General features: G+C 63.0%; 22 protein-coding genes. 18 read left to right on the forward strand and 4 right to left on the reverse strand.

Annotated elements, in window-relative coordinates; translation table 11 throughout:
* Positions 1–285: 285 nt before the first annotated feature.
* Positions 286–1179: an NAD(P)/FAD-dependent oxidoreductase gene (locus VFG17_RS11465; RefSeq protein ID WP_325029603.1), complete on the reverse strand. Its 894-nt coding sequence runs from the start codon at positions 1177–1179 to the stop codon at positions 286–288.
* A 159-nt stretch (positions 1180–1338) separates the two neighbouring features.
* Positions 1339–2790 carry an efflux transporter outer membrane subunit gene (locus tag VFG17_RS11470; RefSeq protein ID WP_325029604.1) on the reverse strand — a complete coding sequence of 484 codons (1452 nt, stop codon included), beginning with the start codon at positions 2788–2790 and terminating at the stop codon, positions 1339–1341.
* 104 nt (positions 2791–2894) lie between these two features.
* On the opposite strand from VFG17_RS11470, the gene VFG17_RS11475 reads away from it, so the two are divergent.
* From VFG17_RS11475 to VFG17_RS11490, 4 genes are all read left to right on the forward strand, one after another.
* Positions 2895–3512, forward strand: coding sequence for a TetR/AcrR family transcriptional regulator (locus VFG17_RS11475; RefSeq protein ID WP_325029605.1), 618 nt, complete (start codon positions 2895–2897; stop codon positions 3510–3512).
* A 172-nt stretch (positions 3513–3684) separates the two neighbouring features.
* On the forward strand, positions 3685–4671 hold the full coding sequence (locus VFG17_RS11480; protein WP_325029606.1) for an efflux RND transporter periplasmic adaptor subunit: 987 nt from the start codon (positions 3685–3687) through the stop codon (positions 4669–4671).
* Positions 4668–7778 (forward strand): efflux RND transporter permease subunit, encoded by a 3111-nt coding sequence (locus tag VFG17_RS11485; protein ID WP_325029607.1) that lies wholly within the window; start codon positions 4668–4670, stop codon positions 7776–7778. Before VFG17_RS11480 ends, VFG17_RS11485 begins: the two co-directional genes overlap by 4 nt.
* Positions 7779–7843: 65 nt before the next feature.
* Positions 7844–8062: a hypothetical protein gene (locus VFG17_RS11490; RefSeq protein ID WP_325029608.1), complete on the forward strand. Its 219-nt coding sequence runs from the start codon at positions 7844–7846 to the stop codon at positions 8060–8062.
* A 202-nt stretch (positions 8063–8264) separates the two neighbouring features.
* Here VFG17_RS11490 and VFG17_RS11495 read toward each other — a convergent pair whose 3' ends face one another.
* The gene (locus VFG17_RS11495; RefSeq protein WP_325029609.1) at positions 8265–8804 is read right to left on the reverse strand and encodes a hypothetical protein; all 540 of its coding nucleotides are present in this window, start codon (positions 8802–8804) and stop codon (positions 8265–8267) included.
* A gap of 84 nt (positions 8805–8888) precedes the next feature.
* Here VFG17_RS11495 and VFG17_RS11500 point away from each other — a divergent pair, with 84 nt between their 5' ends.
* The 5 genes from VFG17_RS11500 to VFG17_RS11520 all read left to right on the forward strand — a co-directional run bounded on the left by VFG17_RS11500 (position 8889) and on the right by VFG17_RS11520 (position 15303).
* Entirely contained in the window at positions 8889–10184 is a 1296-nt protein-coding gene (locus VFG17_RS11500) for an NAD(P)/FAD-dependent oxidoreductase (protein ID WP_325029610.1), read from the forward strand.
* The gene (locus VFG17_RS11505) at positions 10181–10498 is read left to right on the forward strand and encodes a multidrug efflux SMR transporter (protein ID WP_325029611.1); all 318 of its coding nucleotides are present in this window, start codon (positions 10181–10183) and stop codon (positions 10496–10498) included. Before VFG17_RS11500 ends, VFG17_RS11505 begins: the two co-directional genes overlap by 4 nt.
* A 531-nt stretch (positions 10499–11029) precedes the next feature.
* Complete coding sequence (locus VFG17_RS11510; RefSeq protein WP_325029612.1) at positions 11030–13222, forward strand: TonB-dependent receptor; 2193 nt, start codon at positions 11030–11032, stop codon at positions 13220–13222.
* Between the two features lie 132 nt (positions 13223–13354).
* A complete protein-coding gene (locus VFG17_RS11515) occupies positions 13355–14095 on the forward strand; it encodes an SDR family NAD(P)-dependent oxidoreductase (RefSeq protein WP_325029613.1) in 741 nt (246 codons plus the stop codon).
* Between the two features lie 20 nt (positions 14096–14115).
* Entirely contained in the window at positions 14116–15303 is a 1188-nt protein-coding gene (locus tag VFG17_RS11520; protein WP_325029614.1) for a hypothetical protein, read from the forward strand.
* Between the two features lie 14 nt (positions 15304–15317).
* Here VFG17_RS11520 and VFG17_RS11525 read toward each other — a convergent pair whose 3' ends face one another.
* The gene (locus tag VFG17_RS11525) at positions 15318–15893 is read right to left on the reverse strand and encodes a TetR/AcrR family transcriptional regulator (RefSeq protein ID WP_325029615.1); all 576 of its coding nucleotides are present in this window, start codon (positions 15891–15893) and stop codon (positions 15318–15320) included.
* 150 nt (positions 15894–16043) lie between these two features.
* On the opposite strand from VFG17_RS11525, the gene VFG17_RS11530 reads away from it, so the two are divergent.
* From VFG17_RS11530 to VFG17_RS11570, 9 genes are all read left to right on the forward strand, one after another.
* The gene (locus VFG17_RS11530) at positions 16044–17801 is read left to right on the forward strand and encodes an amidohydrolase (protein WP_325029616.1); all 1758 of its coding nucleotides are present in this window, start codon (positions 16044–16046) and stop codon (positions 17799–17801) included.
* Between the two features lie 57 nt (positions 17802–17858).
* A complete protein-coding gene (locus tag VFG17_RS11535) occupies positions 17859–19109 on the forward strand; it encodes a cytochrome P450 (protein ID WP_325029617.1) in 1251 nt (416 codons plus the stop codon).
* Positions 19110–19126: 17 nt separating this feature from the next.
* Entirely contained in the window at positions 19127–20548 is a 1422-nt protein-coding gene (locus VFG17_RS11540) for a coniferyl aldehyde dehydrogenase (RefSeq protein WP_325029618.1), read from the forward strand.
* 51 nt (positions 20549–20599) lie between these two features.
* Entirely contained in the window at positions 20600–22138 is a 1539-nt protein-coding gene (locus tag VFG17_RS11545) for an acyl-CoA synthetase (protein WP_325029619.1), read from the forward strand.
* 20 nt (positions 22139–22158) lie between these two features.
* Positions 22159–23754: an AMP-binding protein gene (locus VFG17_RS11550; protein ID WP_325029620.1), complete on the forward strand. Its 1596-nt coding sequence runs from the start codon at positions 22159–22161 to the stop codon at positions 23752–23754.
* Entirely contained in the window at positions 23751–24449 is a 699-nt protein-coding gene (locus VFG17_RS11555) for a glutathione binding-like protein (RefSeq protein ID WP_325029621.1), read from the forward strand. The genes VFG17_RS11550 and VFG17_RS11555 overlap by 4 nt, the downstream gene beginning before the upstream one ends.
* Entirely contained in the window at positions 24446–25075 is a 630-nt protein-coding gene (locus tag VFG17_RS11560) for a 2-hydroxychromene-2-carboxylate isomerase (protein WP_325029622.1), read from the forward strand. Before VFG17_RS11555 ends, VFG17_RS11560 begins: the two co-directional genes overlap by 4 nt.
* A 14-nt stretch (positions 25076–25089) precedes the next feature.
* Positions 25090–25863, forward strand: coding sequence for an enoyl-CoA hydratase/isomerase family protein (locus VFG17_RS11565; RefSeq protein ID WP_325029623.1), 774 nt, complete (start codon positions 25090–25092; stop codon positions 25861–25863).
* Between the two features lie 92 nt (positions 25864–25955).
* Positions 25956–26621 carry a nitroreductase gene (locus VFG17_RS11570; RefSeq protein WP_325029624.1) on the forward strand — a complete coding sequence of 222 codons (666 nt, stop codon included), beginning with the start codon at positions 25956–25958 and terminating at the stop codon, positions 26619–26621.
* Positions 26622–26704 lie beyond the last annotated feature (83 nt).

The following is a 26704-nucleotide window of genomic DNA, read 5'->3' on the forward strand; positions in this document are numbered from 1 at the left end:
ACGATATGCGAGAGACGATAGCCGCCGGAGAGAAGGAGGATCGAGGCAGAAAAGCCCCTGTGCAGCCTTCAGAACACGTGCCGCCTCATCCCGATCCCGCGCGGCAGATTCCCGAGAAGACCAATCATATAAACGGTCACTCTCCCAAACCCACGTTACAATAGTCCGACATCTGCAGGCTATCGATCGATAGCTACTGCTGGCCGGTTGCGGTCTGTCCGGTCTTGGCTGCCGCTTCTGGAAAGCAGACATTACAAGCGAGCTCCGACCGAAGGATCTATGTTCTCAAGCCAGCATCGACTGCTGAGCAAAGATTCCCGCCATCGCACCTTGCCATGATGCCGTGGTGACCGAAGGAAGTTGCGGATTGGTAAGATCACCTGCGGCGTAGATTCCGGGCACACTGGTTTCTCGGCGCTCGTCGACCTTGAGGACGATGCCGAGGGGCGTCGCGACCGTTGCGAGGCCAAGAGCTTCGTGCAGGTTTGCGGACGGCTTGTTCCGCGGATGCGCGAACAGGATATCGACCGAAATCCTGGAGCCGGTATCGACTTTCACGACGGCGCCATGATCCCCATGACGAACGATTTCGGCGATCCGGCCATCGACGACGGCTACGCCGCGGCGCGCCAGATCGGCTCGGATTTCGGGAGCGATTTCGTGACCGTCGGTCAGGACCGTCAGCCTGTCGGTCCAGTCAAGGAACAGCCGCGCCTGATTGTGCGACTGCGGGCCGGACCAGACGAGGCCCCAATGCTGGCCGGCGACTTCAAACCCATCGCAATAAGGACAAGGCACGATCGACTTGCCCCAGCCTTCGGCAAAGCCCGGCACTTCGGGCATCTGGTCGGCGACGCCATAGCTCAGGATCAAGCGGCGCGCGACGAGGCTTTCGCCATCGGCGGTGCGAACGGAAAAATCGTCGATCTCGCCGGAAATGCCGTCGGCCCGCGCGTTGACTAGCTTGATCGCGGGATAGCGCGCCAGTTGTCGCCGCGCCTCCGCGAGGATGTGGAGCGGCGGCTTGTGATCGTGACCGAGCATGCCGTGCGAGTGGTCGGCGAAGCGGTTACGTGGCAGGCCGGTATCGAGAACGGTGACCTTGCGGCGGGCACGGCCAAGCTGCAGCGCGGCGGCGAGGCCGGCAAAACTGCCGCCGATGATGATAACGTCATCCATGGTGATGAGCTCCGTGTTTATAAATTCGAAAGATCGGGCTTGCTGGATCGCATCAGCGTCGAGTGGCGGGCGCGGGGAAGAGCGGAAGGCAGAGCCTTGGCATCGCCGAGATGCCGCCCACGCAGCCGCGAGGCTGAAAGCCGCACGCGCCCACTTGGTTCAGCCCGGCGAATTGGCTGCATCCCATCCGCCGCCGAGCGCCCGGAAGGAAGCGATGGCGGCGCGAGCGGCAGCCGCCTTCGACTGGATCTCGGCATCGCGGCTGGCGAGAAACCGCTGATCGGCGTCGAGAACATCGAGCAGGCTTGAAACGCCGCCCTTGTATGCCGCGAGAGACGATGCGCGCGCCCTGGCGAGTGAAGCGACCCCTTGGCCGAGGATTTGCGCGCGAGCCTGTTGCTTGACGAGCGCCGAGAAGGCGTTCTCCACATCCTCGGAGGCCCTGAGCACGGTCAGGCGATAGGCCGCTAGCGCCTCTGCGTTGCGGCCCCGCGCGGCCGCAATCTCGGCGTCGATGCGGCCGAAATCGAACAGGCGCCAGCGCAGTCCGAGAATGCCGCTTGCCTGTGTGGCGTCGCCCCCGAACAGTCCGCCGACGCCCATGGTGGCCGTACCGAGCAGCCCACTTAGCGAGAATTTCGGATAATATTCGGCGATCGCGACGCCGATCCGCGCATTCGACGCGGCCAGCGTGCTTTCCGCCGCGATGATGTCCGGTCGCCGGCGAAGAAGCGCGGCGGGACCGCCGGCACCCGACACCGCCGGGACATCGGGAATTGGCGCGGCCGCCGCAAGCTCGGGTCGCGTGGAGCCCGGCTGAAGGCCGAGCAGCACGTCCAGCGCGTTCATCGCGGCGTCGAGATTCTGCTCGAGCTCGGGAATCCCGGCTTTGACTGCAGCCAGCGCGCCTTCGGCCTGACGCAGCTGCAACTCGGCCGCTACGCCCTTGCGATACTGGAGCGCGATCAGGTCGACCAACTGCTGCTGGATCTGCGACTGATCGCGCGCGACGTCGAGCCGCGCCTGCAGGCTGCGGATCGCAACATAAGTGTCGGCGGTCTGCGCTGCGACCGAGAGCCGCGCTGCGGCTGCCCCCGCCGCTGATGCCTGCCACTCGGCGCGTGCGGCGTCGCGCGCCGCGTCCTTGCCTCCAAAGATATCGACCTCCCAGCTCGCGCCGAGATTGATCTCATAACTCTGCGCCTCCCGCTCGAAGCCGGGAAAGGCACTGGCAATGCGCCCCTGCGGGGTATCGAGCGACTGGTAATTTTCGCTCGCCTGGCCGGAGATCTGCCCGGACGGGAGCAGATCGGCCTTCGCGTGGCGCAGCGCGGCACGCGCCTGGATGACGCGCGCGCTTGCCTGCTGCAGGTCGAGATTCTGGGCCAGCGCGCGTTCGACCAGCCTCGCGAGCAGCGGATCGTTGAACGAGCGCCACCAGTTCACTAGATCGACTTTCGCCGCGTCGGATGTGGCGGCCTCCACCGCGGGGCTGCCCATGAAGGCGGCCGGCACGGCCATCTCGGGCGCAACATAAGACGGCCCGACGGCACATCCTCCGAGCAGCGCCGCCATCGTGACAGCGCTCAGGGTCCAGGATAAAGGTCGCATGCTCTTGTCCGTCCGCAATTTTCAAGAACCAACTCGTGATATGTGACCAGTAACGTTATCGGTCACAATTTGTCAATCGGGACTTTTGGCGCTATGGCGGCTGCATGAAGACACAGAGCACAATCAAGGTCGCCGCTCGCGGGCCTGCAGAGCATTCGGTGCGGGACCAGATCGCCAAGGCCGCGCGCGAATGCTTCGCCCATTATGGCTATGACAAGACGACCGTGTCCGATCTCGCGCGCGAGATCGGTTTCTCCAAGGCTTATATCTATCGCTTCTTCGAATCGAAGCAGGCGATCGGCGCGGCGATCTGCGGCGAATGTGTGGACGACCTGTATCGGCAGGTCCGCGAAGCCGTCGACCGAGGCGAGGACGCTACCGACAAAATGCGCCGATTTTCGAGGACCGTGACAACTGCCACCGTCGAATTGCTCTTCACCGATCGCAAGCTCTACGAGATCGCGGCCCATGCATCGTCTGAAAACTGGGAGGTCGTCCGGGTCTATTCGGAACGCCTGCAGGACCTGCTCGAAGAGATATTGAAGGAAGGCCGCGAGAACGGCGAGTTCGAGCGCAAGACCCCGCTCGACGAAACCCGCCGGTCGATCTTCTATGCCCTCAAGCCCTTTATCGATCCGGTTTTCCTCGAACGCAGCCTCGACCTCCTGCCTGATGCGCAGACCGAGGTAACAGGCCTGGTGCTGCGGAGCCTTGCGCCCTGAGCAAGTCTGGCAAGTGACTAGTTGACATATTGGTCACATGGTGACATCTGCATCTTCCTGAACAGGAGGAAGCTGCGTGTCGTCATTGCCTTTTGCCCGAGCGATCGGAATCCTTGGTGTGGCAGCCGTCGTGCTCGCCGGGTGCGGTAAAACGGAGACCGACCCCCGCACCATGCCGCCGCTAGTCCGCACAGCCACGGCCGGCGCGACCAAGGGCAACTCCCGCGAATTCACCGGCATCGTCGGCGCACGCGTGCAGAGCGACCTCGGCTTTCGGGTCGGCGGCAAAGTGGTGGCGCGGCTCGTCGACGCAGGCCAGACCGTCCGCCGCGGCCAGCCGCTGATGCGGATCGACCCCACCGACTATGCGCTTGCAGCGCAGGCGGCCGCGGGCACGGTCGCGGCCGCGCGCGCACGCGCCGCGCAGACGAGCGCCGAAGAGGCACGCTATCGCGATCTTGTATCGGCGGGCGCGGTTTCGGCATCGGCCTATGACAAGGCCAGAGCGGACGCTCTCGCGGCGCGCGCGCAGCTCTCGGCGGCCGAGGCGCAGGCGAACGCCAGCCGGAACGATACCGACTATACGCTGCTGGTAGCCGACGCGGACGGCGTCGTCGCCGAAACGCTCGCCGAGCCTGGACAGGTGGTCGCTGCCGGCCAGATCGTGGTGCGGCTGGCGCGCTCGGGGCCGCGCGAGGCGATCATATCGTTTCCCGAGGACCTCCGCCCCGCCATCGGCACCGTCGCCGAGGCGTCGACCTACAGCGGCCTTACAGGACAAGCTACCCTCCGGCAGCTTGGCGATGCCGCCGATCCGGCAACCCGGACATTCGAGGCACGCTTCATCCTGGGAGGCGCACCTGCCGCGGCCCCGCTCGGCTCTACCGTTACCATCAGGCTTCTCTCCCCCGGCACCAAGGATCTCCTCACTATCCCCCTTGGTGCAGTCGACGACCGCGGACGCACTCCGGGCGTCTGGGTCGTCGACACCAAGGGAGGTCCGAAGGTCCGCTTTCGGCCGGTCAAGCTCGTCTCGATCGGCGAGGAAAGCGCGACGATATCGTCCGGCCTCAAACCCGGCGAGCGCTTCGTGGCGCTCGGCGCGCACTTGCTCCATCCCAATCAGAAGGTTCGCATCGCGGCGGGAGCGGTCCGTTGAGCGAGGCGACCGACAAGCCCGGCCGGTTTAATCTTTCGGCAATCGCGGTTCGCGAACGGGCGGTCACGCTCTTCTTCATCATCGCGATCAGCCTGGCCGGGATCGTCGCCTTCCTGAATCTCGGGCGGGCCGAGGATCCGAGCTTCACGATCAAGCAGATGACGGTCGTGACCGCCTGGCCGGGCGCCACTGCACAGGAAATGCAGGACCTGGTGGCCGAGCCGCTCGAAAAGCGGCTGCAGGAGCTGCGATGGTATGATCGCAGCGAGACATTCACCCGGCCTGGCCTCGCTTTCACCACCCTCGTCCTCCGCGACCAGGCGCCGCCGTCCGAGGTCCAGTCGGAATTCTACCAGGCGCGCAAGAAGATCGAGGATGAAGCCCCGAAGCTGCCGCGGGGCGTCCTCGGTCCGTTCGTCAACGACGAATATGGCGACGTCACCTTCGCGCTCTATGCGCTGAAGGCAAAAGGCGAGCCGCAGCGCGCTCTCGCACGCGAGGCCGAGACGCTGCGCCAGCGCTTGCTGCACGTGCCCGGCGTCAAGAAGGTCAATATCGTCGGCGAGCAGCCTGAACGCATCTATGTCGAGTTCGCCGAGGACCGGCTGGCGACGCTCGGCGTCTCGCCGCGCGCGATCTTCGCGGCGCTCGCGCAGCAAAATCTCGTGAGCCCGGCGGGCGCGATCGAAGCCAAGGGGCCGCAGGTCCAGGTGCGGATCGACGGCGCGTTCGACGATCTCGAGAAAATCCGCGACCTGCCGGTGGTCGCGAACGGCAAGACGCTCAGGCTCGCCGATGTCGCCGAGGTCCGGCGCGGCTATGAAGACCCGGCAACCTTCCTCATCCGCAGCGAAGGCGAGCCCGCGCTTCTCCTCGGCGTCATCATGCGCGAGGGCTGGAACGGCCTCGATCTCGGCAGGTCGCTGAAGGCCGAGATTGCCGCCATCGCGTCAGAGATGCCGCTCGGCATGTCGCTGACCCGGGTCACCGACCAAGCGGTGAACATATCGGCCGCTGTCGACCAGTTCATGCACACCTTTCTCGAAGCCCTTGCGATCGTGATGATCGTGAGCTTCATCGCGCTCGGCTGGCGCGTCGGCCTCGTTGTCGCGGGCGCGGTGCCGCTGACGCTTGCGATCACGCTCGTCATCATGTGGGCAACCGACCGGGTGCTCGATCGCATCACGCTCGGCTCGCTAATCCTCGCGCTCGGCCTGCTCGTCGACGATGCGATCATCGCGATCGAGATGATGGTCGTCAAAATGGAAGAAGGCTACGACCGCATTAAGGCGTCGGCCTATGCGTGGAGCCATACTGCGGCGCCCATGCTAGCGGGAACGCTGGTGACGGTGATCGGCCTCATGCCTGTCGGCTTCGCGCGCTCGACGGCGGGCGAATATGCCGGCAACATCTTCTGGGTCGTCGGCTTCGCCCTCATCGCCTCCTGGTTCGTCGCGGTAATCTTCACGCCCTATATGGGGGTCAAGCTTCTCCCCGCGATCAAGCCCGTCGAAGGCGGCCACGCCGCGATCTATGAGACGCCCCGCTACCAGAGACTGCGCGGCTGGATCCGTTGGGCGGTCGAACATAATAAAAAGGTTGCCCTCGCCACGCTCGCCGCGCTCGTCGTCTCGGGCATGAGCATGGCGCTGGTGAAGAAGCAGTTTTTCCCGACGTCGGACCGTCCCGAGGTCCTCGTTGAAATCCAGATGCCGAAAGGCACGTCGATCGAACGGACGAGCGCGGCTACCAAAGAGGTCGAGACCTGGATCCGGCGCCAGCCCGAAGCGAAGGTGGTTACCGCCTATGTGGGGCAAGGCGCACCGCGCTTCTTCATGTCGCTGGCGCCCGAACTTCCCGACCCCTCCTTCGCCAAGATCATCGTCCTCACATCGTCCGAGGAGACCCGCGACGCGCTCCGGGACCGGCTACGAAAAGCGGCGGCCGAAGGCCTGGCGCCGGCGGCCCGGGTGCGAGTGACGCAGCTCCTTTTCGGCCCGCCCTCGCCCTACCCTGTCGCCTTCCGGGTGAGCGGCCCCGATGTCGGCAAGCTGCGCGACATCGCCGACAAGGTCAGCGCGATCATGGTAGCCGACCCGATGATGCGCACGGTGAACACCGATTGGGGCGAGAGGGTACCCACGCTCCGCTTCGTCCTCGACCAGGACCGCCTCCGCGCCTTCGGGCTGACCTCATCCGACGTCGCCGAGCAGCTGCAGTTCCTGCTCTCGGGCGCCACGGTATCGCAGTCGCGCGAAGATATCAGGATGGTCGATGTGGTCGCCCGCTCGGGCGGCGGACAACGGCTTGATCCGGCAAGGGTCGGCGACTTCACGCTGACAACAGCGGACGGACGGCGCGTTCCGGTCAGTCAGATCGGCAAACTCGAGCTTCGCATGGAGGATCCGATCCTGCAGCGCCGCGACCGGGTGCCGACCATCACGGTCCGCGGCGATATCGCCAACGGACTGCAGCCTCCCGACGTTTCGACAGCGATGTTCGAGAAGCTTAAGCCCGTCATCGATACGCTGCCCGCAGACTATAAGATCACGATGGGCGGCTCGATCGAGGAGGCCGGCAAGGCGAACGCCGCGCTGGCACCGATCTTCCCCATCATGATCCTCCTCATGATGATCGTCATCATGCTCCAGGTCCGCCAGTTCTCGGCGATGGCGATCGTGCTGCTGACCGCGCCGCTTGGCCTCATCGGCGTGGTTCCGATGCTGCTGCTGACCGGCCAGCCCTTCGGCTTCAACGCCATTCTTGGCCTGATCGCGCTCGCGGGCATCTTGATGCGCAACACGCTGATCCTTATCGGGCAGATCGAGGACAATCTGCGCGAGGGGCGCACGCCTTATGACGCGGTCGTCGAGGCGACGGTACAACGTGCCCGCCCGGTGATCCTCACCGCGCTCGCCGCGGTGCTTGCCTTCGTCCCGCTCACGACATCGGTGTTCTGGGGGTCGATGGCGTTCACCCTGATCGGTGGCACGCTGGGCGGAACGATCCTCACCCTCGCCTTCCTGCCGGCGCTCTACTCGCTCTGGTACCGCATCCGTCCCGACGGAGACCGCGAAGCTCCGCGATCGACACCGGCGCCGGCGTAGCCAACACAGGGCAGCCAACCCGGCTCCAGCTCTGCGGGCGTCGCTTTTACCGAAGGAGACAAATCATGGCCTTCCGCCGAATATTGGCCCGCCTCTGGCAAAATATCGTCCTGTTCGGCGAGGCGCTTGACCATGACCCCCAGTCCGAAATGGCGGAGGGGATCGATCGCCTGGTCGCGGCGCGGAGGAAAGATCGGGCCGAACTAACCGCGATCGCCAACCGGGTCGAAGCACTGGCGGTCGAGGTTCGCGGTCCTGACGAGCAAGTGAGCAGCGCCGGCTGACCCGGGGCAAGCTTTCAAGTCGCTATCGTGAGTGGCTCGATAAGTGCGGATATCATCCTGATTGCGCCCTCGCCCGCGACCGACTTCGATTATCTGAGCAGAACTGGCTGGTGGCGGACTGTTCGCTTCAAGTTCCAGATGTTGGATAGCTGACATGGCGTAGCCGTCTCGTCGCGAGAAGCATAATCACAAAATGCTCTCGCTACGATTTCACGAAGGAGCGGAGGTCATCGAAGATTTGATCCCAAAGCGCATTACTCATCTCATATCTCACTATATGGCGTATGAAGAAGGCCCCTTCCGCAGCCAGAAATGCGATGCGAAGGCGGCGCTCTTCGTCGTCGAACGCCTCAAGCTCGTTACTACGGGATCCATACCACTTAGTTACAGTATCGCTCTGTGCGTCAGATCCGGCCAGCGCCGTCATGAGTGAAGCGACGCGTCTCACGGACTCTTCGCTCTCAGTTCCCAGGGTTTCAATATGTGCCTGCGTTCTCCGCTGGGGCGTTGGCGTGTCTCCGGCTATCGCTTGATATCGCGCCGTCTCAGCCTGCAACCATCGCGCCAGCATCGCGTCGATGAGAGCTTCGCGCGTGCCGAATACGGATTGGACACTGGCTTTAGGCAGCTTTGCTGTGGCCGCAAGGGTTCCGAACGAAAGTGCGCTAGCACCAGATGACGAAACGATCTCCTCTGCGAGATCGATCAGTCGTTCACGATCAATGACTCGTGGCCTACCCATAAATGCCTCTTGAAATAGTTATCATATGCTCGTATCTAAACTGGCGAACAGCGATGTAAAGGCTTTAGATTGCGAGACGTGCAAATGTTCGATGACCGTAAACAGATAGTGATTGTCGGTGCGGGTTTCGGAGGCCTGGCTGCGGCGAAAGGGTTTGTCGGTGCCGACGTCGATGTGACTCTGATTGATCGGTCAAACCATCACCTCTTTCAGCCCCTCCTCTATCAGGTGGCAACGGCTGCGCTGAATCCATCGGATATTGCCTCCGCCACACGAAGCCTATTCAGACAAGCGGACAATGTGCGCGTCCTTATGGACGAGGTGAAGGACGTCGATACAACGGCCAATCAAGTCGTGACGTTGCACAGCGGCAAGATTGGCTATGACTATCTCATTCTCGCGACCGGAGCCGACTACAGCTTTTTCGGCAACGACGCTTGGGCCAAGCATGCGTTCGTGCTTAAAACAATGGACGATGCACTGGGTATCCGCGAACGCCTGTTGGCCGCGTTCGAGCAGGCTGAACTTGAGAATGATCGAGCGGCGCGCCGGCGACTCCTGACCTTTGTCGTCGTTGGAGGCGGCCCAACGGGCGTCGAAATGGCCGGCGCCATTGCGGAACTTGGGCGCGTAACGCTCGCGGCGGAATATCGCCGCGTACAGCTCGACGATATCCATATCATCCTCGTCGAGGCAGGAGATCGGCTGCTCGCCGCATTCGATCCTGGTCAGTCAGATTGTGCTCTCGCAGCCCTGTCGCAGCTCGGAGTCAACGTTCGCTTGAACGCGTCGGTCGAACAGATCGATTCTCACGGCGCCCTCGTCAACGGCCGAGCCATTTCCACGGCGAATATCATCTGGTGCGCCGGGACAAGAGCGCGCGACGCCGCTGCATGGATCGGCGCCAGCACCGCTAAGAATAACGCCATCTTTGTAGAGCCGGATTGTTCCGTACCGGGTCACCCGACAATCTTCGCAATCGGAGATGGCGCGAGCTATCGTGATGCGAGCGGCCGTTCCCTCCCCGGTCTCGCGCCGGTCGCAAAACAGCAGGGAAGATATGTCGCCCGCCTCATTCGAGCCTCGCTGGAAGGAGGTCCGAATCCCGGTTCATTCCGCTATCACAACTGGGGGATGATGGCCGTCATCGGCCGATCGCGAGCCGTGGCGGACTTCGGGTGGATGAAGATCAATGGCTTTGCGGCATGGCTGCTATGGTCGATGGTGCATCTGTTCCTGCTGATCGACTTCCGAAGCCGCAGTTCGGTATATCTCTCCTGGTCCTATGCCTGGTTCACGCGCGGGCGGATCGCCCGCCTTCTGACACGAAAAAATGGGCCAAACTTTCAACCTCTGCATGCAGGAGAAGCATCGTCATGAGCTGGATTTATCTCGTATTGGCCGGACTGTTCGAAATCGGCTGGCCCGTGGGCCTGAAAATGGCCCAGACGCCAAGCACACGTCTAAGCGGCATCGCTATCGCTATCGTTTTCATGGGTATCAGCGGCGTGCTGTTATGGCTCGCGCAACGCACCATTCCGATCGGGACGGCCTATGCTATCTGGACGGGGATCGGTGCAGCAGGGACCTTCCTTGTTGGTGTGCTCATTTACAACGATCCGACTTCGTTTGCGCGGTTTGCCGGTGTCGGTCTGATCATCTCGGGCGTGATCACTTTGAAGCTTGCACATTAAAGGCAGCGGGCTCGGATAAGTCTGACCGCCAGCGACAGTCATCTTTTGGAACCAAGTCCGCCAATGGCGGACACTGGTCGGTTCCGCTCAGACCTTTGACTCAGCCGATGCACTGAGCTGAGTGCGGACATCTTGTATCTCCCGGATACCCACTCGATGGGATGCGTACGTAGCCGCCTACAGTATGGGCACCCGACGCTTGCGCGCGGTTTACCAAATCAAATCATCAGCGACCGCCTCGCCCGTCCAGAGCGCCAGCCCACCAATTGACACATAACGTTTAGTGTCATATGACCAAATCAACAGAGCGGTAGAAAACCGCTAGAGACAAGCGATTCGGTCGCGGGAGAGTGAGATGGGACGCTGTTGCTGCACAGCCCCTTTGGCGCCAGCGCCAAAGCGTCGTCGACAAACAACGCACGAGCCTTGGGCTCATGTGAAAAGCGACCTTGATAGTCGCATGCGGGCGCAGCCCGCCAAGCGTTAGACTCCAATACAATCCGAGAAGATAACAACCTGGGAGGGTGACTGATGACCAAGAAGATGCTGCTTTGCGCCGGGACCGCGATACTCATGTCCAATTTGTCGGGAACGGCATTTGCGCAGACCGAAAGCGCTCCCGTCGATGAGGCCAGCGCACCGGCCGATGGTGAGATCGTCGTGACCGCGCTCAAGCGAGCCCAGAACCTTCAGGACATTCCGGCGGCGATTTCCGCTGTTTCGAGCGAGGATCTCGCGACGCGCGGGATCGACAATATCGAGAGCCTCACCGCGGCGGTGCCCAATCTCGATTTCGGCGAGCATGCCGGTACGACGCTGATCTCCATTCGCGGCGTCGGCTCGATCGTCGATTCCGGCGTGACCGAACCGACCGTCGCGACTTACATCGACGGCGTATTCATGCCGCGCGCGACGATGGGCTATCTGCGCGCCGTCGATCTTGACCGGATTGAGGTACTTCGCGGACCTCAGGGCACGCTTTACGGCCGCAACGCCACAGGCGGTGCCATCAACTTTATCGCGAAAGAGCCGACGCGCGACGTCACCGCAGGCGTCAATCTGTCGACCGGCAGCTTCGACGCGCTCGGCATCAGCGGCTATCTCTCGGGTCCGCTGAGCGATACAATCTCGATCCGGCTCAGCGGCGGTCACGAGCAGGACGACGGCTTCGTCCGCTGGCTGCCCGACAAGGGCCGCATCGGCAATATCAATAACGACTATGTCCGCGGCGCCCTTCGCTTCGAACCCAGCGACAATCTCACGGTCGATCTTTGGGCACGCTACGAAACGTCAAACGGTGGGGGAGCCTATCAGCAGCTTTTCACCCCGACCTTTCTGCCGACGACGGGGCAGACGACCGAGCCCAACCAGATTTATGGCGACTCGCCTTATGTTCTCAATTCGAAGACGTTCATTGCATCGGGCAAGATCGATCTGAAGCTGTCCGACAGCGTGTCGCTCCGCTCGGTTTCAGGCTACGTCGACCACAAGAATAATGTCGCGTTCGACGCCGATGCGACCGACGTCCCCTTCTTCTATGCAACGAACTTCAAGCGCCCGTCGGAGTCGTTCGGGCAGGAATTGTCGCTGATCGGCGAGAGCGGCAGTCTTGAGTGGATCCTCGGCGGCTATTATTTCACCGAGAAGGCCGGCAACGCCCTGCCCCTTGGCATCGGCGCAGCCGCGGCCGGCGGTTTCGGGGTCCTTCCCGATACGCAGCTGGTGCAGAGCGTCGACACCGATACGGACTCGATCGCCATATTTGCCGACGCGACCTATTCGGTTTCGGAGCGATTCCGCATCAATCTCGGGCTGCGGTTCAACCATGAGAAGAAAGATTTCTCGCAGGATCTGTTCCTGAACCTTCCCGACGGCACCGTCGTCCCGCTCGCCTCGGACGTGCAGTCGACGACTAAGGCGAACAAGTTCCTGCCGAAGGTCAATCTGCAATATGACTTCTCCGACGATGTGAAGGCCTATGCGCAATATTCGCGGGGCTTCAAATCGGGCGGAGCCAACCTCCCCGGAGGTGCCGGCGAGCTGCTCGGCGCTGCAGCCATTTACCGGCCCGAGGTGCTCGACGCCTTCGAGGTCGGCCTCAAGACGCAGACATCCGACCGGCGACTGACCGCGAATTTCGCGGCCTTCTATTATGATTATCAGGGCCTGCAGGTCACCATCACGCGGCCGCCCGCGGTAACGCTTGTCCAGAACGCCCCCGCAACCATTTACGGCGTCGAGGGCGAGCTGCGCTTCGAAGTCGCCGATGGCTTCACGCTCGATGCGTCCGCGAACTGGCTCCACGCGCGCTTCCGGGACTTTCTATCGATCGACGACGCCCGCCCGGCACTCGGGCAGATCAACCTCGACGGAATGGCGCTTCCGCACGCGCCGAATTTCTCCGGCTCGATCGGCGCGCAATATCGCGCCGAGCTGTCGGGAGGTTTCCTGTCGTCGCTTACCCTGCGTGCGGACGCGTCATATCGAAGCAAGAATGTCTTGCGCTACTTCGGTCAGCCGCAGGACGTCCAGAAGGGCTATGAGCTTGTCGATCTCTCGGCAACGATCGGCGCGCTCGACGACAAGGTTCGCCTTCGCTTCTTCGTGAACAATGTCACCGATCAAATCTATCGCCAGAATGCGACCTATCTCGTGACCGGCGCTTATTATGGCAATTACGGCCGCCCGCGCACCTGGGGCACGCAGCTCTCATTCGATTTCTGACGCGCTCGCGAAACAAGGGGGAAGCTGCGCGGCAGCAATGCCGCGCAGCTCTATTCATCGCTACGGCGAGCGAGAAAAGTCGCTCGCTCCATATCCAAAGGGAGCAAATTCATGTTCGACCTTGATGGCAAGGTGGCGCTGGTCACCGGAGCGGCAAAGGGCATCGGAGCCCATACGGCGCGGCTCCTTGCCGAGGCTGGCGCCACCGTCGTCGCCAGCGATATCGACCACGGAGGCGCCGCCCCCGATCGCGGGCGCTTCATCGCCCACGATGTCACCGATGGCGAACAGTGGAAGGCGGTGATTGCATCGGTCGAGGCAACCGAAGGCCGTCTCGACATTCTGGTGAACAATGCCGGCATGATATTGAACAAACCGGTCCTGTCGACGACGCTCGAGGAGTTCAGGCGTGTGCAGACGGTCAACGTCGAAAGCGTCTGGCTCGGAATGCAGACGGCCGCGGCGCTGATGGCCAGAAGCGGCGAAAGTTCGATCATCAACCTTTCGTCCATCTACGGGCAGATTGCCGGGCCGATGCAGGCGGCCTATTCCGCCAGCAAAGGTGCGGTCCGGATGCTGACCAAGGCCGTTGCGGTGGAATTTGCGCGTGCCGGCTATGGAATCCGCGTCAATTCGGTGCACCCAGGCCCGGTCGACACCGATCTCGGGCGCAGCGGGCTTGCGCCTGGCATCGCCGCGGGGCGCTTCGCCAGCGAGGCGGAAGCCAAGGCCTTTGTCGCGGCACAGTTTCCGATGGGGCGCTGGGTAGAGACCGCCGACGTCGCGGGCGTGATCCTGTTCCTCGCCTCTGATGCCTCGCGCTTCATGACCGGAACCGAGCTTACCGTCGACGGAGCTTACTCGATTCTCTGACGCCGGATGCGAGGCATGACATGACGGGCGGACTTGGATTGACCCTCCGCAAGGCCGAAATCGGCCTTCATGCGCGGCTCGATGCGTTGCGAAACCCGATTGCGCGCGCGGCCACCGACATCCCGTGGCATTGGCAAGCGATCACGGCGGAATGGATGACGGCGACGCTATGCCGTGACGTGGCCGGAGCGGAGATTACCGGGATCGTTCCAGCGGAAGGCTCGATCGGCACGTCGACGCGGCAGGCTTTCGACCTCTTGCTCAACGACAGCGCGCGCGCTGCCCGTGTCCCGGCGCGCGTCTTCACCAAGTCGACGCCGATGCTCAAACAGCGGCTTCTGCTCGGCAATTGCCTCTTCGCCGAAGTCGGCTTTTACCGCGACTTTCGTCCCCGGATCGAGATGGAGGCTCCGCAAGGCTATTGGGCCTGCGTCGCGAACCGCTCGCTGAGATCGATGATCGTCATGGAAGACGTCGTCGCGACGCGCCACGCTGTTTTCAACATGGACGGTGCCGCCGTCGCCTATGACGAGATGGCCGGACTCCTCACGTCACTCGCGCGGTTGCATGGCCGGTTCTGGCAGGATCGGAATCTCACTGCAAAGTCCTGGCTGCGGGACACGCCTTCCTATCTCGATGACAATCACCGCTTCCTGCGGATGAGCCACTGGGCCGGCGTCGGGATGACGATGGCACCGGAGCTTCTGCCCGTCGATGTCCGGGACCGGATCGACGAGATCTGGACGGGAATCGTACTTTGCAACCGGCGCGAGCGGGAAGCCGGCAGCTTTACGCTGCTTCATGGCGATGCGCATATCGCGCAGACCTACCGGACCGGCGACGGGAAGATGGGCTATTGCGACTGGCAGGTCATGTTGCGCGGGCCCTGGGCCTGGGATGTGAGCTATATCCTGACCACCGGACTGAATGTCGAAGACCGCCGGTCATGGGAAGAAAAGCTTCTTCGCGGCTATGCCGAAACCCTGGCCGCTGCCGGGGGACCGATGCTCGAATGGCAGGAGGTCTGGGATGCCTATCGCGCGCACATTCCCTACGCATTCGTCGCATGGGCGTTTACGATCGGCTACAGTAGCCAGGTCCGCGAAGTGCAGCCGCCAATTACGGCGCGGAGGCTCGTCGAACGGACCGCAGCCGCGATGAGCGATCATGGTTCGATCCAGCGCAATCTTTCAGGGCTGACCGGCTAGTCATTCTCCGTCCATTACGGACGGACAAGCGACGGGACCAGAAAATCGCGAAGCAGCCCCGCCTTCTCCGCCTCGCTATAGTCGACCCGCATCGTGAGCATCGCATGGACGTTGCGGATCCATTCGACCGCCCTCTCGTTGCCGATGTTGTCGCGGAGCCTTCCCTGTGCCCGCGCATGGTCGAGCACAGGGCCCCAGATGCCGAGCATCAGCTGCTGGACCTTGGGAGAACCGCGGAACATATATTGATCGACGCTGTGGTCGGCTTGCTGCTGGATCTCGTCGAGGACCGCGTCGCTCCGGCCCACTGCGAGCGAAACGATCGATCCCTCGACGAGCGCGGTTTCGATATCATCGAAGCGGGTGAAGAGGCGCTGGAGATTCTCCGCCGCGGCTTCGATCCGGACCTCGGCCACCGCCTCAAGCAGCGAGGCACGGGTTTCGAAGAGCCGATGCACGGTCTGGCGCGTCACGCCGAGCACGCGCGCGACGTCGATGACCGAGGTTTTCGCCACGCCAAACCGCTCGATGCAGTTGATCGCAGCCTCGACGACCTGCTCCCGCGTCAACGGATTCTTGTTACTACCCAATCGATTTCCCCGCCCTGACTGACCGAGTGCCGCTTTTGACAGCATAACCGGGGTCCGCTCAACCCCCAGTTCATTTGACATACGACATTTAATGTCATATGACTAGACACAAGAAGACCATAGAGTCGCAGTCGGGACGAGGAGCAAATGGTGACACAGTTTGAAACTATCATCCGGGGCGGCTGGCTCGTGGATGGAACCGGCGGCCCGGGCCGCTGTGCGGATGTTGGCATCGCGCACGGACGCGTCGTCGCGACGGGCAATCTCTCGAAACATTCTGCGGCGACCGAAATCGACGCGGGCGGCCGCATCGTTGCCCCCGGTCATATCACCCAGCACGCCCATTATGACGCGGCCATCTTCTGGAGTCCGTCGTGTCTTGATTCGGGCGAGCATGGCGTCACCACGATCCTGAATGCCAACTGCGGGTTCAGCATCGCACCGGCAAGGCCGGCGGATCGCGAACGGCTGATGCTGATGCTATCGACGACCGAGCAGATTCCGGTCGAGCAGCAAAAGCTCGCACTCCCCTGGTCGTGGGAGAGCTTTCCCGAATTCATGGATTGCCTGCGCGCGCTGCCGAAAAGCGTGAACATCCTGACCTATGTGCCGGTTAATCCGTTGCTCGTCTATGTCATGGGCGTCGATGCGGCGAAGACCCGCCGCCCCACGCCAGACGAAATGGCGGAAATGCACCGGCTGATCGACGAGGCGATGGATCTCGGCGCCATCGGCATCGCGCTGTCGGTGATGGGGATCGAGGGCAACAGCCATGTCGACTTCGACGGGTCGCCGATGCCGACCGACGTCATGCACGACGACGACATCGTCGATATCGCACGCGGCATGGCGAAACGCGGTGAGGGCATCGTCCAGCTGCTCGCGCAAATCGGCCCGAACGGGAACAAGGATGTATCCGCCAAGCTCGCGCGCATGGCGAAGGGCAGCGGCGTCCGTGTGATCCATAATATCTTCATGGCGATCGAGGGCATGCCCGAGCTCATCGACGCCGATCTTGCATGGCTCGACGACCTGCGCGCCGAAGGGCTCGACATCATCGGCGCGACGATCCTCCACGCAGGCTGGGTTGAAGCCGGGATCAGGGATCTCGACACGGCGGCAGGTCACATGGCGGGCGTGCGCGCGCTTATCGCCTGCGAGGACGACGATGCCATTCGGGCGCTGCTGGGCGATCCGCAGTTCGTCAAGGATTTCTCGGACGAGTATGGCCGCGACGGCCCGACCAACGGTGCCGGGGGGTTCGAGGGACAAATCGTCATCAATGTCGGCGATGATCCCGAGCTTGGACCCCATGTCGGCCGTTCGCTGGGCGACATCGCCGCGGACAGCGGCCAGACCGTGATCGAGGTACTCTGCGACCTCGCGCTCCGGTCCGACCTCGCGCTGGAGATCAAGTCGCTTCCCTATTCGGCGGTCGACGGCACGCTTGGCGCAAAGTTGCTCGCGCATCCGGCGGTGACCTCGGGAGTGTCGGACGGTGGGGCGCATACCAAGGCCTTTTCGAGCGGCAGCTATGCCACCGAAATGCTGATCCGGATGGTCCGCGAGCAAAAGGCCCTGACGATCGAGGCGATGCACCACCAGCTGAGCTTCAAGATCGCGCGCGGCCTCAACCTCTCCGACCGTGGGGCGATCATTCCCGGCTATTGGGCCGACATCATCATCTACGATCTCGACGAACTCTATTTCGACCGCACGAGGCATCGGATCGTTCACGACATGCCGGGTGGCGACTGGCGGCGTCTCGTCGATGCGGGCGGCTATCATCATATCCTCGTGAACGGCGTCACGACGTTCGAGCAAGGCAAGGCCAGCGGAGCGAACCCCGGACAGTTTGTTGCGGCGAACGACCATGGCGACGACCTGCTGCCGGTTGCGGCCGAGTAAGCGCTCCCGGCCTCGCCGGCGGGTGCCGGCATGGCCTCTTCAATTGCAGGAACTCTCATGACCGAACGGCTCGACGCCAGGACGATCGGGAACAAGATCGTCGATCCCCGCTTTCACGCCGAACCCGGCGCCTATCACGCGCTCTTCCGTCAGCTACGCAGTGAAGCGCCGGTATTCTGGGTCGAGCCCGACGAATATGCGCCCTTCTGGCTCGTCACGAAGCATGCCGACATCATGCATGTCGAAAAGTCGATGGACCTGTTCGTCAACGGGCCGCGCGTGATGCTCCGCAAGACGGTCGTGGACGATCAGATCCGGAAGGTGACCGGAGGCCGGCCATTCCTTCTGAACCAGCTTCCGAACATGGATGGGAGCGAGCATCGCTACCACCGGAAGCTCACCCAGGCGTGGTTCGCTCCTGCGCGGATCAAGGTTCTCGAAGAGGAGCTGCGCGGTTACGCGCGCGACCTTTTCGATCGCACGCTTCAGCAGGACGGCTCGATCGACTTCATGCGCGCCGTGGCAAGCTGGTATCCGCTCCGCGTCATCATGCGGATCATCGGTGTGCCGGCAGAGGACGAGCCGATGATGCTGAAAATGACGCAGCAGATGTTCGGGCCCGACGATCCCGAGATCAAGACCGAGAAGTTCGACGTCATTTCGACCGTTCAGGGTTTCTTCGCCTATTTTCGCGAACTTCTGGCCAAGCGGAAGGCCGAACCCGCGGACGACCTCGCGACTCTGCTCGCCGACGCCGACATCGGCGAGCAGGAGGCGCTCTCCTATTTCATTCTCGCCGCGACCGCCGGGCACGACACAACCAGCGCCTCGATCGCAGGCGGCCTTCTCGCACTGATCCAGAGCCCGTCGGAGTTCGAGCGGCTGCGCTCCGACCCGACGCTTCTTCCCACCGCAGTCGACGAGATGGTGCGCTGGGTTTCGCCGGTCACCCATTTCTTCCGCACGCCAACCGAAGATGTCGAGCTCCGCGGCGCGTCCGTCGCCGCGGGTCAGGCCATGATGATGTGTTATCCGTCGGCCAACCGGGACGAGGAGGTCTTCGAGGATCCTTTTCGCTTCGACATCGGTCGCCCCCAGCATCGCCACCTCGCATTCGGCTATGGGCCGCATCTTTGCCTCGGCCAGCATCTGGCAAAGCTAGAGATGCGGATATTCTACGAGGAACTGCTCTCGCGCATCGACACCGTCGTGCTCGACGGCGAACCCCGGTGGATCCAGACGAACTTCGTCGGCGGCCTGAAGAGCCTGCCCATCCGGTACAGCCTCCGCGAGACCGTCCCGGCCTGAGTGAACGAGGATTTCCCATGACTGACCTGCTCGAAATAGTCGCTCGGCAGCGCGCGGCGCACCTCACCCACGGGGCGCCGGACGCAGAAGCGCGGATCGATCGTCTCGATCGCTGTATCGCGCTCCTCAAGGAAAATGGCCCGGCGTTCGAAGCGGCGCTGAACGCGGATTTCGGCAATCGCTCGGCGCACGCTTCGGCCCTCACAGATATCATGACCCCGGTCGGAGCCTTGCAACATGCCCGCAAGCATGTGCGCAAGTGGATGCGCTCCGAGAAACGGCCCGTCGACCCCTGGTTTCTGGGGCTGCTCGGCGCCAAGGCGCACATCCGGTTCCAGCCCAAGGGGGTCGTGGGGATTGTCAGCCCGTGGAATTTCCCTGTCGGCCTCGTCTTTTCGCCGCTCGCCTCGGTTTTCGCAGCCGGCAATCGGGCGGTCGTCAAACCGTCCGAATATACGCCGCGCACCGCCGAGCTCATGCAGTCGCTGATCGAAGCGCGCTTCGCGGACGACGAACTCGCCGTGGTCACCGGCGGGCCGGAGATCGGCGCCGCCTTTGCCGCCCTCCCCTTCGACCATCTCATTTTTACCGGCGCCGGTTCGATTGCATCGCATGTGCTGCGCGCCGCCGCCGACAATCTCGTGCCCGTGACGCTCGAACTTGGCGGAAAAAGCCCCGTCGTCATCGGCAAGGGCGCCGACATGAGGACGGCAGCCGCACGGGTGATGGCGGGAAAAGTCCTGAATGCCGGGCAAATCTGCCTCGCGCCCGACCATGTCTATGTCCGGGAGGATGCCCGCGATGCCTTCGTCGCCTCGGCGCGCTCGGCGACCGAGCGGATGCTGCCGACGGTGCGCGACAATCCCGACTATACCGCCATCATCTCCGACCGGCATCTCGACAGGCTCAAATCCTATCTCGCCGATGCCGAGGCCAAGGGCGCCCGGATCATCGAGATCAACCCGGCGAACGAAAAGTTCGACCAGCAGGAGCATCGCAAGATGCCGCCGACGCTTGTCCTCGGCGCGACGCCCGACATGGCGGTCATGCAGGAGGAAATATTCGGGCCGATCCTCCCGGTCATAAGCTACCGCGAGCTCGATGACGTCACGTCACGCGTCAATACCATGGATCGGCCGCTCGCGCTCTATTATTTCGGGAGCGATGGGGCCGAGCTGGCCGAGCTCGAGCAGAAGACGACGTCGGGCGGTATCTGCGTGAACGACGTCATCATGCACTGCGCCCAGGAAAACCTCCCTTTCGGCGGCATCGGCCCTTCAGGAATGGGTGCGTATCACGGCCGCGACGGCTTTCTGGAATTCAGCCACAAGAAGGCGGTCTATCACCAGATCAGGCGCGACCTCGGGCCGCTCCGGACCCTCCGACCGCCTTATGGAGATGCCGTCCGCAAGCTGATCAAATCCACGATCGGTGCCTGATTCATAGCCCGAACAACCCGATAGTCCGCTGTCGAAACAGGAATCGTACCCATGCATCCCTCGGTCCATGCCCAGCTCGACCCCGACAAGCCCGCCTGCATCATGGCGGCATCGGGCGAAGCGCTGAGTTACGGCGATCTTGAAGCGCGATCGAACCGGCTCGCACATTATTTGCGATCGCTGGGCATCGCCCCGGGAGATACGATCGCGATCATTCTCGACAACCAGCCGTGGCTCTTCATCGCCGCATGGGCTGCGCAGCGCTCCGGCCTCTATTATGCCTGCCTCTCCTACCGGCTGTCCGGGGACGATCTCGGCTACATCCTGAAGGACAGCGGCGCGAAGCTGGCGATCGGGTCGCGAACGACGATCGACGTTCTGGCCGGGGCGGTGGCCGCCGGCTACGAGGGTCCGCTCGTCCTGGTGGACGACCATTGGGGGACGACACCGGCGCTCGCCGAACTGACGGCCGGCTTTCCGGCCACGCCCATCGCAGACGAGATGGCCGGTACCGACATGCTCTATTCGTCGGGGACGACGGGGCGGCCGAAAGGCGTGCGGCAGCCGTTCGTTGTTGATCTCCCGATCGATCGGCCGACTCCGCTGCTTAAGCTTGCACAGTCGCGTTTCGGTATGGGCCGCGACACCGTCTATCTGTCCCCCGCGCCGCTTTATCATGCCGGGCCGCTTCGCTGGTCGATGCTCGTCCAGCGTCTCGGCGGCACGGTCGTGGTCATGGAAAAGTTCGATGCCGAGGGCGCGCTCGCGCTCATCGACCGGCACGGCGTGACCGCGGCGCAGTGGGTGCCGACGCATTTCTCGCGCATGTTGCAGCTTCCCGATGCCGTTCGCGGTGCGTACAGCCTCGCGAGCTTGCGGGTGGCGCTGCATGCCGCCGCCCCCTGCCCCGTACCGGTCAAGGAGCGGATGCTTGCGTGGTGGGGACCGAAAATCCACGAATATTATGGCGGTACCGAGAACAACGGCCTGACCCTGATCGGGCCCGAAGAATGGGCGGCACGGCCCGGTTCGGTCGGCAAGGCATTCGTCGGAACGGTGAAGATTTGCGACGAGAAGGGCGCGGAGCTTCCGCCCGGCGAGACCGGGGACGTTTACTTCGCCGACGGCCCGCGCTTCGAATATCATAATGACGCAGCGAAGACGCGCAGCGCCTATAACGACCGCGGCTGGTCGACGCTCGGCGATGTCGGACATCTCGATGCCGACGGCTATCTGTTCCTCACCGATCGCAAGAATTTCACGATCATCTCGGGCGGCGTGAACATCTATCCGCAGGAGATCGAAAATGCTCTTGGCGAGCATCCCGCGGTCGGCGACGTCGCGGTCTTCGGCGCTCCCGACGCCGATCTTGGCGAGCGGGTCGTGGCGGTCATCGAGCCCAAGCCCGGCGTGGAACCCTCGGGAACGCTTGCCGAAGACATCGGGCGCTTTGCGCGCGACCGGCTAGGGAGCCTGAAAACCCCGAAACAGATCGACTTCACCGATGCGCTCCCCCGCGAGCCCACCGGTAAATTGTTCAAGAAGAAGCTGGTCGAGGAATATCGGCAGCGCGCGGCGGACGCCGCCTGAGGGAAAAGACAGGATGACCGATGAGTGAGCGTTTCAACGACATAGCCCGCCTGGTCGAGCATAAGGCGAAAGCGCTTCCGGGCTTCAACGCGCTCACCTTCGTCAACGTCGAGGCCGATGGCAGGCTGACCGACGAGCGCCGCACGCACGCCGAGCTGTGGCAGAATGGCCGCGCGCTGGCCGCCTGGCTGCAGCGCGAAGGGGTCGAACCCGGAGATGCGTTCATTCTGATGCTGCGGAACCGGCCCGAGTTCGTCGAAGCCATGGTCGCCGCGGCACTGACGGGCGCGACGTTCGTTCCGCTCGACATTCGCAGCATGGGCGAGAAGCTCGCCTATATGGTGAACCATGTGGCGGCCAAGGCCATCGTCGCCGAAGAAGGCGCACTCGCGGCGCTTGACGCGGTGGCGGACGAGCTGGCCCACCGTCCACCCATCCTCATCGTCGACACCGCCGTGCGACCAGCAAATTTTCGCAGTGCGAGTTATGAAGGCGAGCTCGGAAATGCAGACGCGCTTTCGCCGGTGATCCCCGATCCCTCGTCGCCGATGTATCTTATGTTCACCTCGGGCACGACTGGCAATCCGAAGGCCGTGGTGCGCACGCACGCAAACTATATGCGCGGCATGAAGGGTCTGCGCGCGCTCGGCGTCGGTGAAGGCGACACGCTCTACACCGGTCTGCCGCTCTGCCACACCAATGCCCATTCGACGCTGGCCGCGGGGCTCGCACTCGACCTCCCTATAGTTTTCAGCCGGCAGTTCACGAAGAGTCGGCTCTGGGACATCTGCCGCGCCTATGGCTGCACCATGTTCACCCTGCTCGGCGGTATGATCCCCGAGGTCTTTGCAGTGCCTCCCCGCCCCAACGACCGCGACAATCCTGTCCGCCTCGTCATCGCCTCGGGCATGCCCGGCAAATTATGGGAAGCCTATGAACAGCGCTTCGGCGTCACGATCACCGAAGTCTATGGCAGCACCGAAAATGGCGGCACGCTCATCAACAAGATGGGCGAAGGTCCGCGCGGGTCGATGGGCAAGCCGCCGCCGGGCATGGTGGCGGCGGTTCTCGACGAGGATGACCGGCCCTGCCCGCCAATGGTGCCCGGCCATCTCTGCTTCCGGAAAGAGGCGGGCGCCAACGAGAATGTAACCTATTTTCGCAATGAAAAGGCAAGCGCGGAGAAGATGGCCGGCGGCTGGTTCCGCTCGGGCGACATCGCCTATGCCGATGCCGAGGGCTGGTTCTATTTCATGCACCGCGCGGGCGGCGGCATCCGCCGAAACGGCGATTTCATCAACGCGACGCTGGTGGAGACGGTGCTCGCCCAGTCGCCGCACGTCGAGGATGTCTATGTCTATGGCGTGGAAACGAGCGCCAACGTCGCGGGCGAGCGGACGCTCGTCGCCGCGCTGATCGTCGAGGGCGAAGGCGCTCTGGACGCGGTGAAAAACTGGGCCCGCGAGAGACTCCAGCGAAACGAGATTCCGGAAATCTGGCAGGTCCTGCCCGCCATTCCGAAGACCGTCTCGGAAAAGCCCGTCGAGCGCGAATGCATCGCCCTTCTTCGCGATGCCGGACTCGTCGAGAAGGCCAGCCAAGGGGTGCCGGCATGATCGAATTATTCACCGCCCCCACGCCCAACGGGTGGAAAATCTCGATCATGCTCGAGGAATGCGCGCTTCCCTTCGACGTGAGATGGGTAAACATCGGCAAGGGCGACCAGTTCAAGCCGGAATTCCTCGCGATCAGCCCGAACAACCGCATACCCGCCATCGTCGACAATGATCCCGCCGGCGGCGGCGAGCCGATCGCGATCTTCGAAACGGGCGCCATCCTTCTCTATCTCGCCGAAAAGAGCGGCCGGTTTCTGCCGACCGATCCGCGCGGGCGCAAGGCCGTGCACGAATGGCTGTTCTGGCAAGTCGGCGGGCTCGGCCCGATGCTCGGCCAGCATGGCCATTTCAAGCTCTACGCCCCCGAGCGGATTCCCTATCCGACCGAGCGCTATCACAAGGAAACGCTGCGTCTCTACGGCGTGCTCGACCGGCAGCTCGAAAAGCATCCCTATGTTGCGGGCGACACCTATACGATCGCCGACATGGCCTGTTTTCCATGGGTCCAGACATATAGGGCGCAGGAGATCGATCTCGCCGAATTTCCGAACGTCGACCGCTGGTACAAACGGCTCAAAAGCCGCGCGGCGCTGCGCCGCGGCATGGAGCTTGGCCGCAAGCAGATCAATCGCCGCCCCCAGGACAGCGCGGAGACGCGCAAGCTGCTGTTCGGCATCGAGGACAAGCCCGCATGAGCGCCCGCACCGAGTTTTTCTTCGACCTCTCCTCGCCCTGGACCCGGATAGCCTTTCATAATTTCCGGTCCTGGGCAGCCGGTCGTGACATCGACATCCTTTGGCGCCCGTTTCTGGTGGGCGGCGTCTTCAACGCCGTGAACGACAGCGTTTATGCCGGGCGGGCGCGCCCCGACGATCCAAAATTCCGCCTGACCTATGTCTGGCTCAAGGAATGGGCAAAACTCGCCGAGGTGTCGATGAACTTTCCTTCGTCGCACCATCCGATCCAGTCCGTCCTTGCGATGCGCGCCTGCTGCGCTCTCGAGGATGATCAGGAAAAACTCGTGAGATTCGCCGAGGCGGCGTTCGAGGCCTATTTCGCCGACCAGCTGAATCTCGACGATCCCGCGATCGTCGCCGACATCGCAGAGAGCTGCGGGCTCGACGGCGCCGAACTTCTCGCGGCCACACAAACGCCAGCGGTCAAGGACAGGCTGCGCGCTAATACGCAAGATGCGATCGACCGGGGATCGTTCGGGTCGCCGACGATCTTTGTCGATCGCAAATATATGTATTTCGGCAACGACCAGCTGCCGCTCGTCCAGCGCCGGATCGAGACGCTTTCGCTCGGTGAGCGGTCATGAGCAAGAGCGGAGAAATGGCCGAGCTCTCGCGTCGGGGCGCGGTCTCGCTGATTTCGTTCCACCCGGCGAGCGATGGCACCATATCGAATAAGGGCGCCGCGGCACTCGTCCATATGCTTCAGCGGGAACTCACCGACGAAACGGTGCGTGCCATCGTCATCACCGGGGCTCACAAGGGCATCTTCATCCGCCACGCCAACCTGTCGCAGATCGCGCGTGCCGCCGATGCGGTCGCTAGCGGCGGCGCTGACGAGGACGACTTCGCAGCTTCGCCTTTCCCCCGGCTCGGTGCGATGCTCGACGCCGCGACCAAGCCAGTCATCGCGGCGATCAATGGCGACTGCATGGGGGGCGGCTTTGAAATCGCCCTCGCCTGCACGATGCGGGTCGCGGCCGAAGATGCGCGCGCGATCGGTCTTCCCGAAATCCGTATCGGCATTCCGCCCGGCAGCGGCGGGCCGCAGCGACTTGCCCGCCTTATCGGCAGGCACCGCGCGCGCCTGTTCACGCTCGAAGGCGTGGTTCTCGATGCGCGATGCGCCTACAAGCTCGGCCTGATCGAGTATCTGGCACAGGATGCGGTGGCAGAGGCGCTTGCGAGAGCAGAAGCGCTGTCGGCTCGCCCATCCGCTACCGTCTCGGAAATCATGCGCCAGATGCAGGCCCCGGACGCTGCCGAGATCGAAGACAATATCCGGGGCTTTGCGCGCAGCATAGGGCAGCCGGCCACAGCTACAGCGCTCGCCGAAATCGCGGCGCGGGGGCCGAAGCTTGAATTGCTCGACTAGAGCCAGGTTTTTTTCGCAGGTCCGCCCTTCTGCGTTGCGCGCCGCGCGGCACGCGATAGCGATGGGGAGACAACCAGCTGAGGTATCGTATTATGAATGTCGCGGAAGCCATAGCCAGCCGCCGCTCGATCCGGGCTTTCGAAGACCGGCCGGTGCCATATGACACAATAACCCGGGTGCTGGACCAGGCCCGCCTCGCCCCTTCCGGCTGCAACTTCCAGCCATGGGAGGCAATCGTCCTGACCGGCGAGCCGTTGCGCGCACTGCAGAACCGCTTGCTTTCAAGCCAGCCCGACGATCCGCTAGAATATGATTTTTCGGCGCCTGGAGCATATGAGGAATATCAGTCGCGGCTGCGTTCGCTGGGTGCCGCGATGTATGCCGCGGTCGGCGTCGCGCGCGACGAAAAGGACCGCCGTGCCGAATTCGTGCGCGACAATCTCACCAGCTTCGGCGCACCGGTCCTGCTGCTATGCCATTTTCCGAAATTCATGAAGGAGGCGCAATGGTCGGATGTCGGGATGTGGCTCCAGACCATCATGCTGCTCCTCCGAGGCGAAGGCCTCGACAGTTGTCCGCAGGAATATATGGGCGTCTATGGGCGTACGATCAAAGCCGAGCTGGGCCTGGGCGATGACACCCTGTTGTTCTGCGGGCTGTCGATCGGGTGGCGCCAAGCCGACGCTCCGGTCAACGGTTTCGACCGCGAGCGCATTCCACTTGACGAGCAGGTGAAGTTTCTCGGTTTCGACGACTGAAACCAATGGGGGAACGCAATGGCCGATAACGGTCAGACGGCTTTCGGGCGCGTTCTTGGAATTGCGGACTTTCGATCGCCGAC

This window comes from Sphingopyxis sp., from assembly GCF_035686825.1.
Taxonomy (GTDB): domain Bacteria; phylum Pseudomonadota; class Alphaproteobacteria; order Sphingomonadales; family Sphingomonadaceae; genus Sphingopyxis.

Coding starts and splice junctions, on each gene's coding strand:
- VFG17_RS11465 (WP_325029603.1), bottom strand. CDS start 1,179: ATGGATGACGTTATCATCATCGGCGGCAGTTTTGCCGGCCTCGCCGCC.
- VFG17_RS11470 (WP_325029604.1), bottom strand. CDS start 2,790: ATGCGACCTTTATCCTGGACCCTGAGCGCTGTCACGATGGCGGCGCTG.
- VFG17_RS11475 (WP_325029605.1), top strand. CDS start 2,895: ATGAAGACACAGAGCACAATCAAGGTCGCCGCTCGCGGGCCTGCAGAG.
- VFG17_RS11480 (WP_325029606.1), top strand. CDS start 3,685: ATGCCGCCGCTAGTCCGCACAGCCACGGCCGGCGCGACCAAGGGCAAC.
- VFG17_RS11490 (WP_325029608.1), top strand. CDS start 7,844: ATGGCCTTCCGCCGAATATTGGCCCGCCTCTGGCAAAATATCGTCCTG.
- VFG17_RS11495 (WP_325029609.1), bottom strand. CDS start 8,804: ATGGGTAGGCCACGAGTCATTGATCGTGAACGACTGATCGATCTCGCA.
- VFG17_RS11500 (WP_325029610.1), top strand. CDS start 8,889: ATGTTCGATGACCGTAAACAGATAGTGATTGTCGGTGCGGGTTTCGGA.
- VFG17_RS11505 (WP_325029611.1), top strand. CDS start 10,181: ATGAGCTGGATTTATCTCGTATTGGCCGGACTGTTCGAAATCGGCTGG.
- VFG17_RS11510 (WP_325029612.1), top strand. CDS start 11,030: ATGACCAAGAAGATGCTGCTTTGCGCCGGGACCGCGATACTCATGTCC.
- VFG17_RS11520 (WP_325029614.1), top strand. CDS start 14,116: ATGACGGGCGGACTTGGATTGACCCTCCGCAAGGCCGAAATCGGCCTT.
- VFG17_RS11535 (WP_325029617.1), top strand. CDS start 17,859: ATGACCGAACGGCTCGACGCCAGGACGATCGGGAACAAGATCGTCGAT.
- VFG17_RS11540 (WP_325029618.1), top strand. CDS start 19,127: ATGACTGACCTGCTCGAAATAGTCGCTCGGCAGCGCGCGGCGCACCTC.
- VFG17_RS11545 (WP_325029619.1), top strand. CDS start 20,600: ATGCATCCCTCGGTCCATGCCCAGCTCGACCCCGACAAGCCCGCCTGC.
- VFG17_RS11550 (WP_325029620.1), top strand. CDS start 22,159: ATGAGTGAGCGTTTCAACGACATAGCCCGCCTGGTCGAGCATAAGGCG.
- VFG17_RS11555 (WP_325029621.1), top strand. CDS start 23,751: ATGATCGAATTATTCACCGCCCCCACGCCCAACGGGTGGAAAATCTCG.
- VFG17_RS11560 (WP_325029622.1), top strand. CDS start 24,446: ATGAGCGCCCGCACCGAGTTTTTCTTCGACCTCTCCTCGCCCTGGACC.
- VFG17_RS11565 (WP_325029623.1), top strand. CDS start 25,090: ATGGCCGAGCTCTCGCGTCGGGGCGCGGTCTCGCTGATTTCGTTCCAC.
- VFG17_RS11570 (WP_325029624.1), top strand. CDS start 25,956: ATGAATGTCGCGGAAGCCATAGCCAGCCGCCGCTCGATCCGGGCTTTC.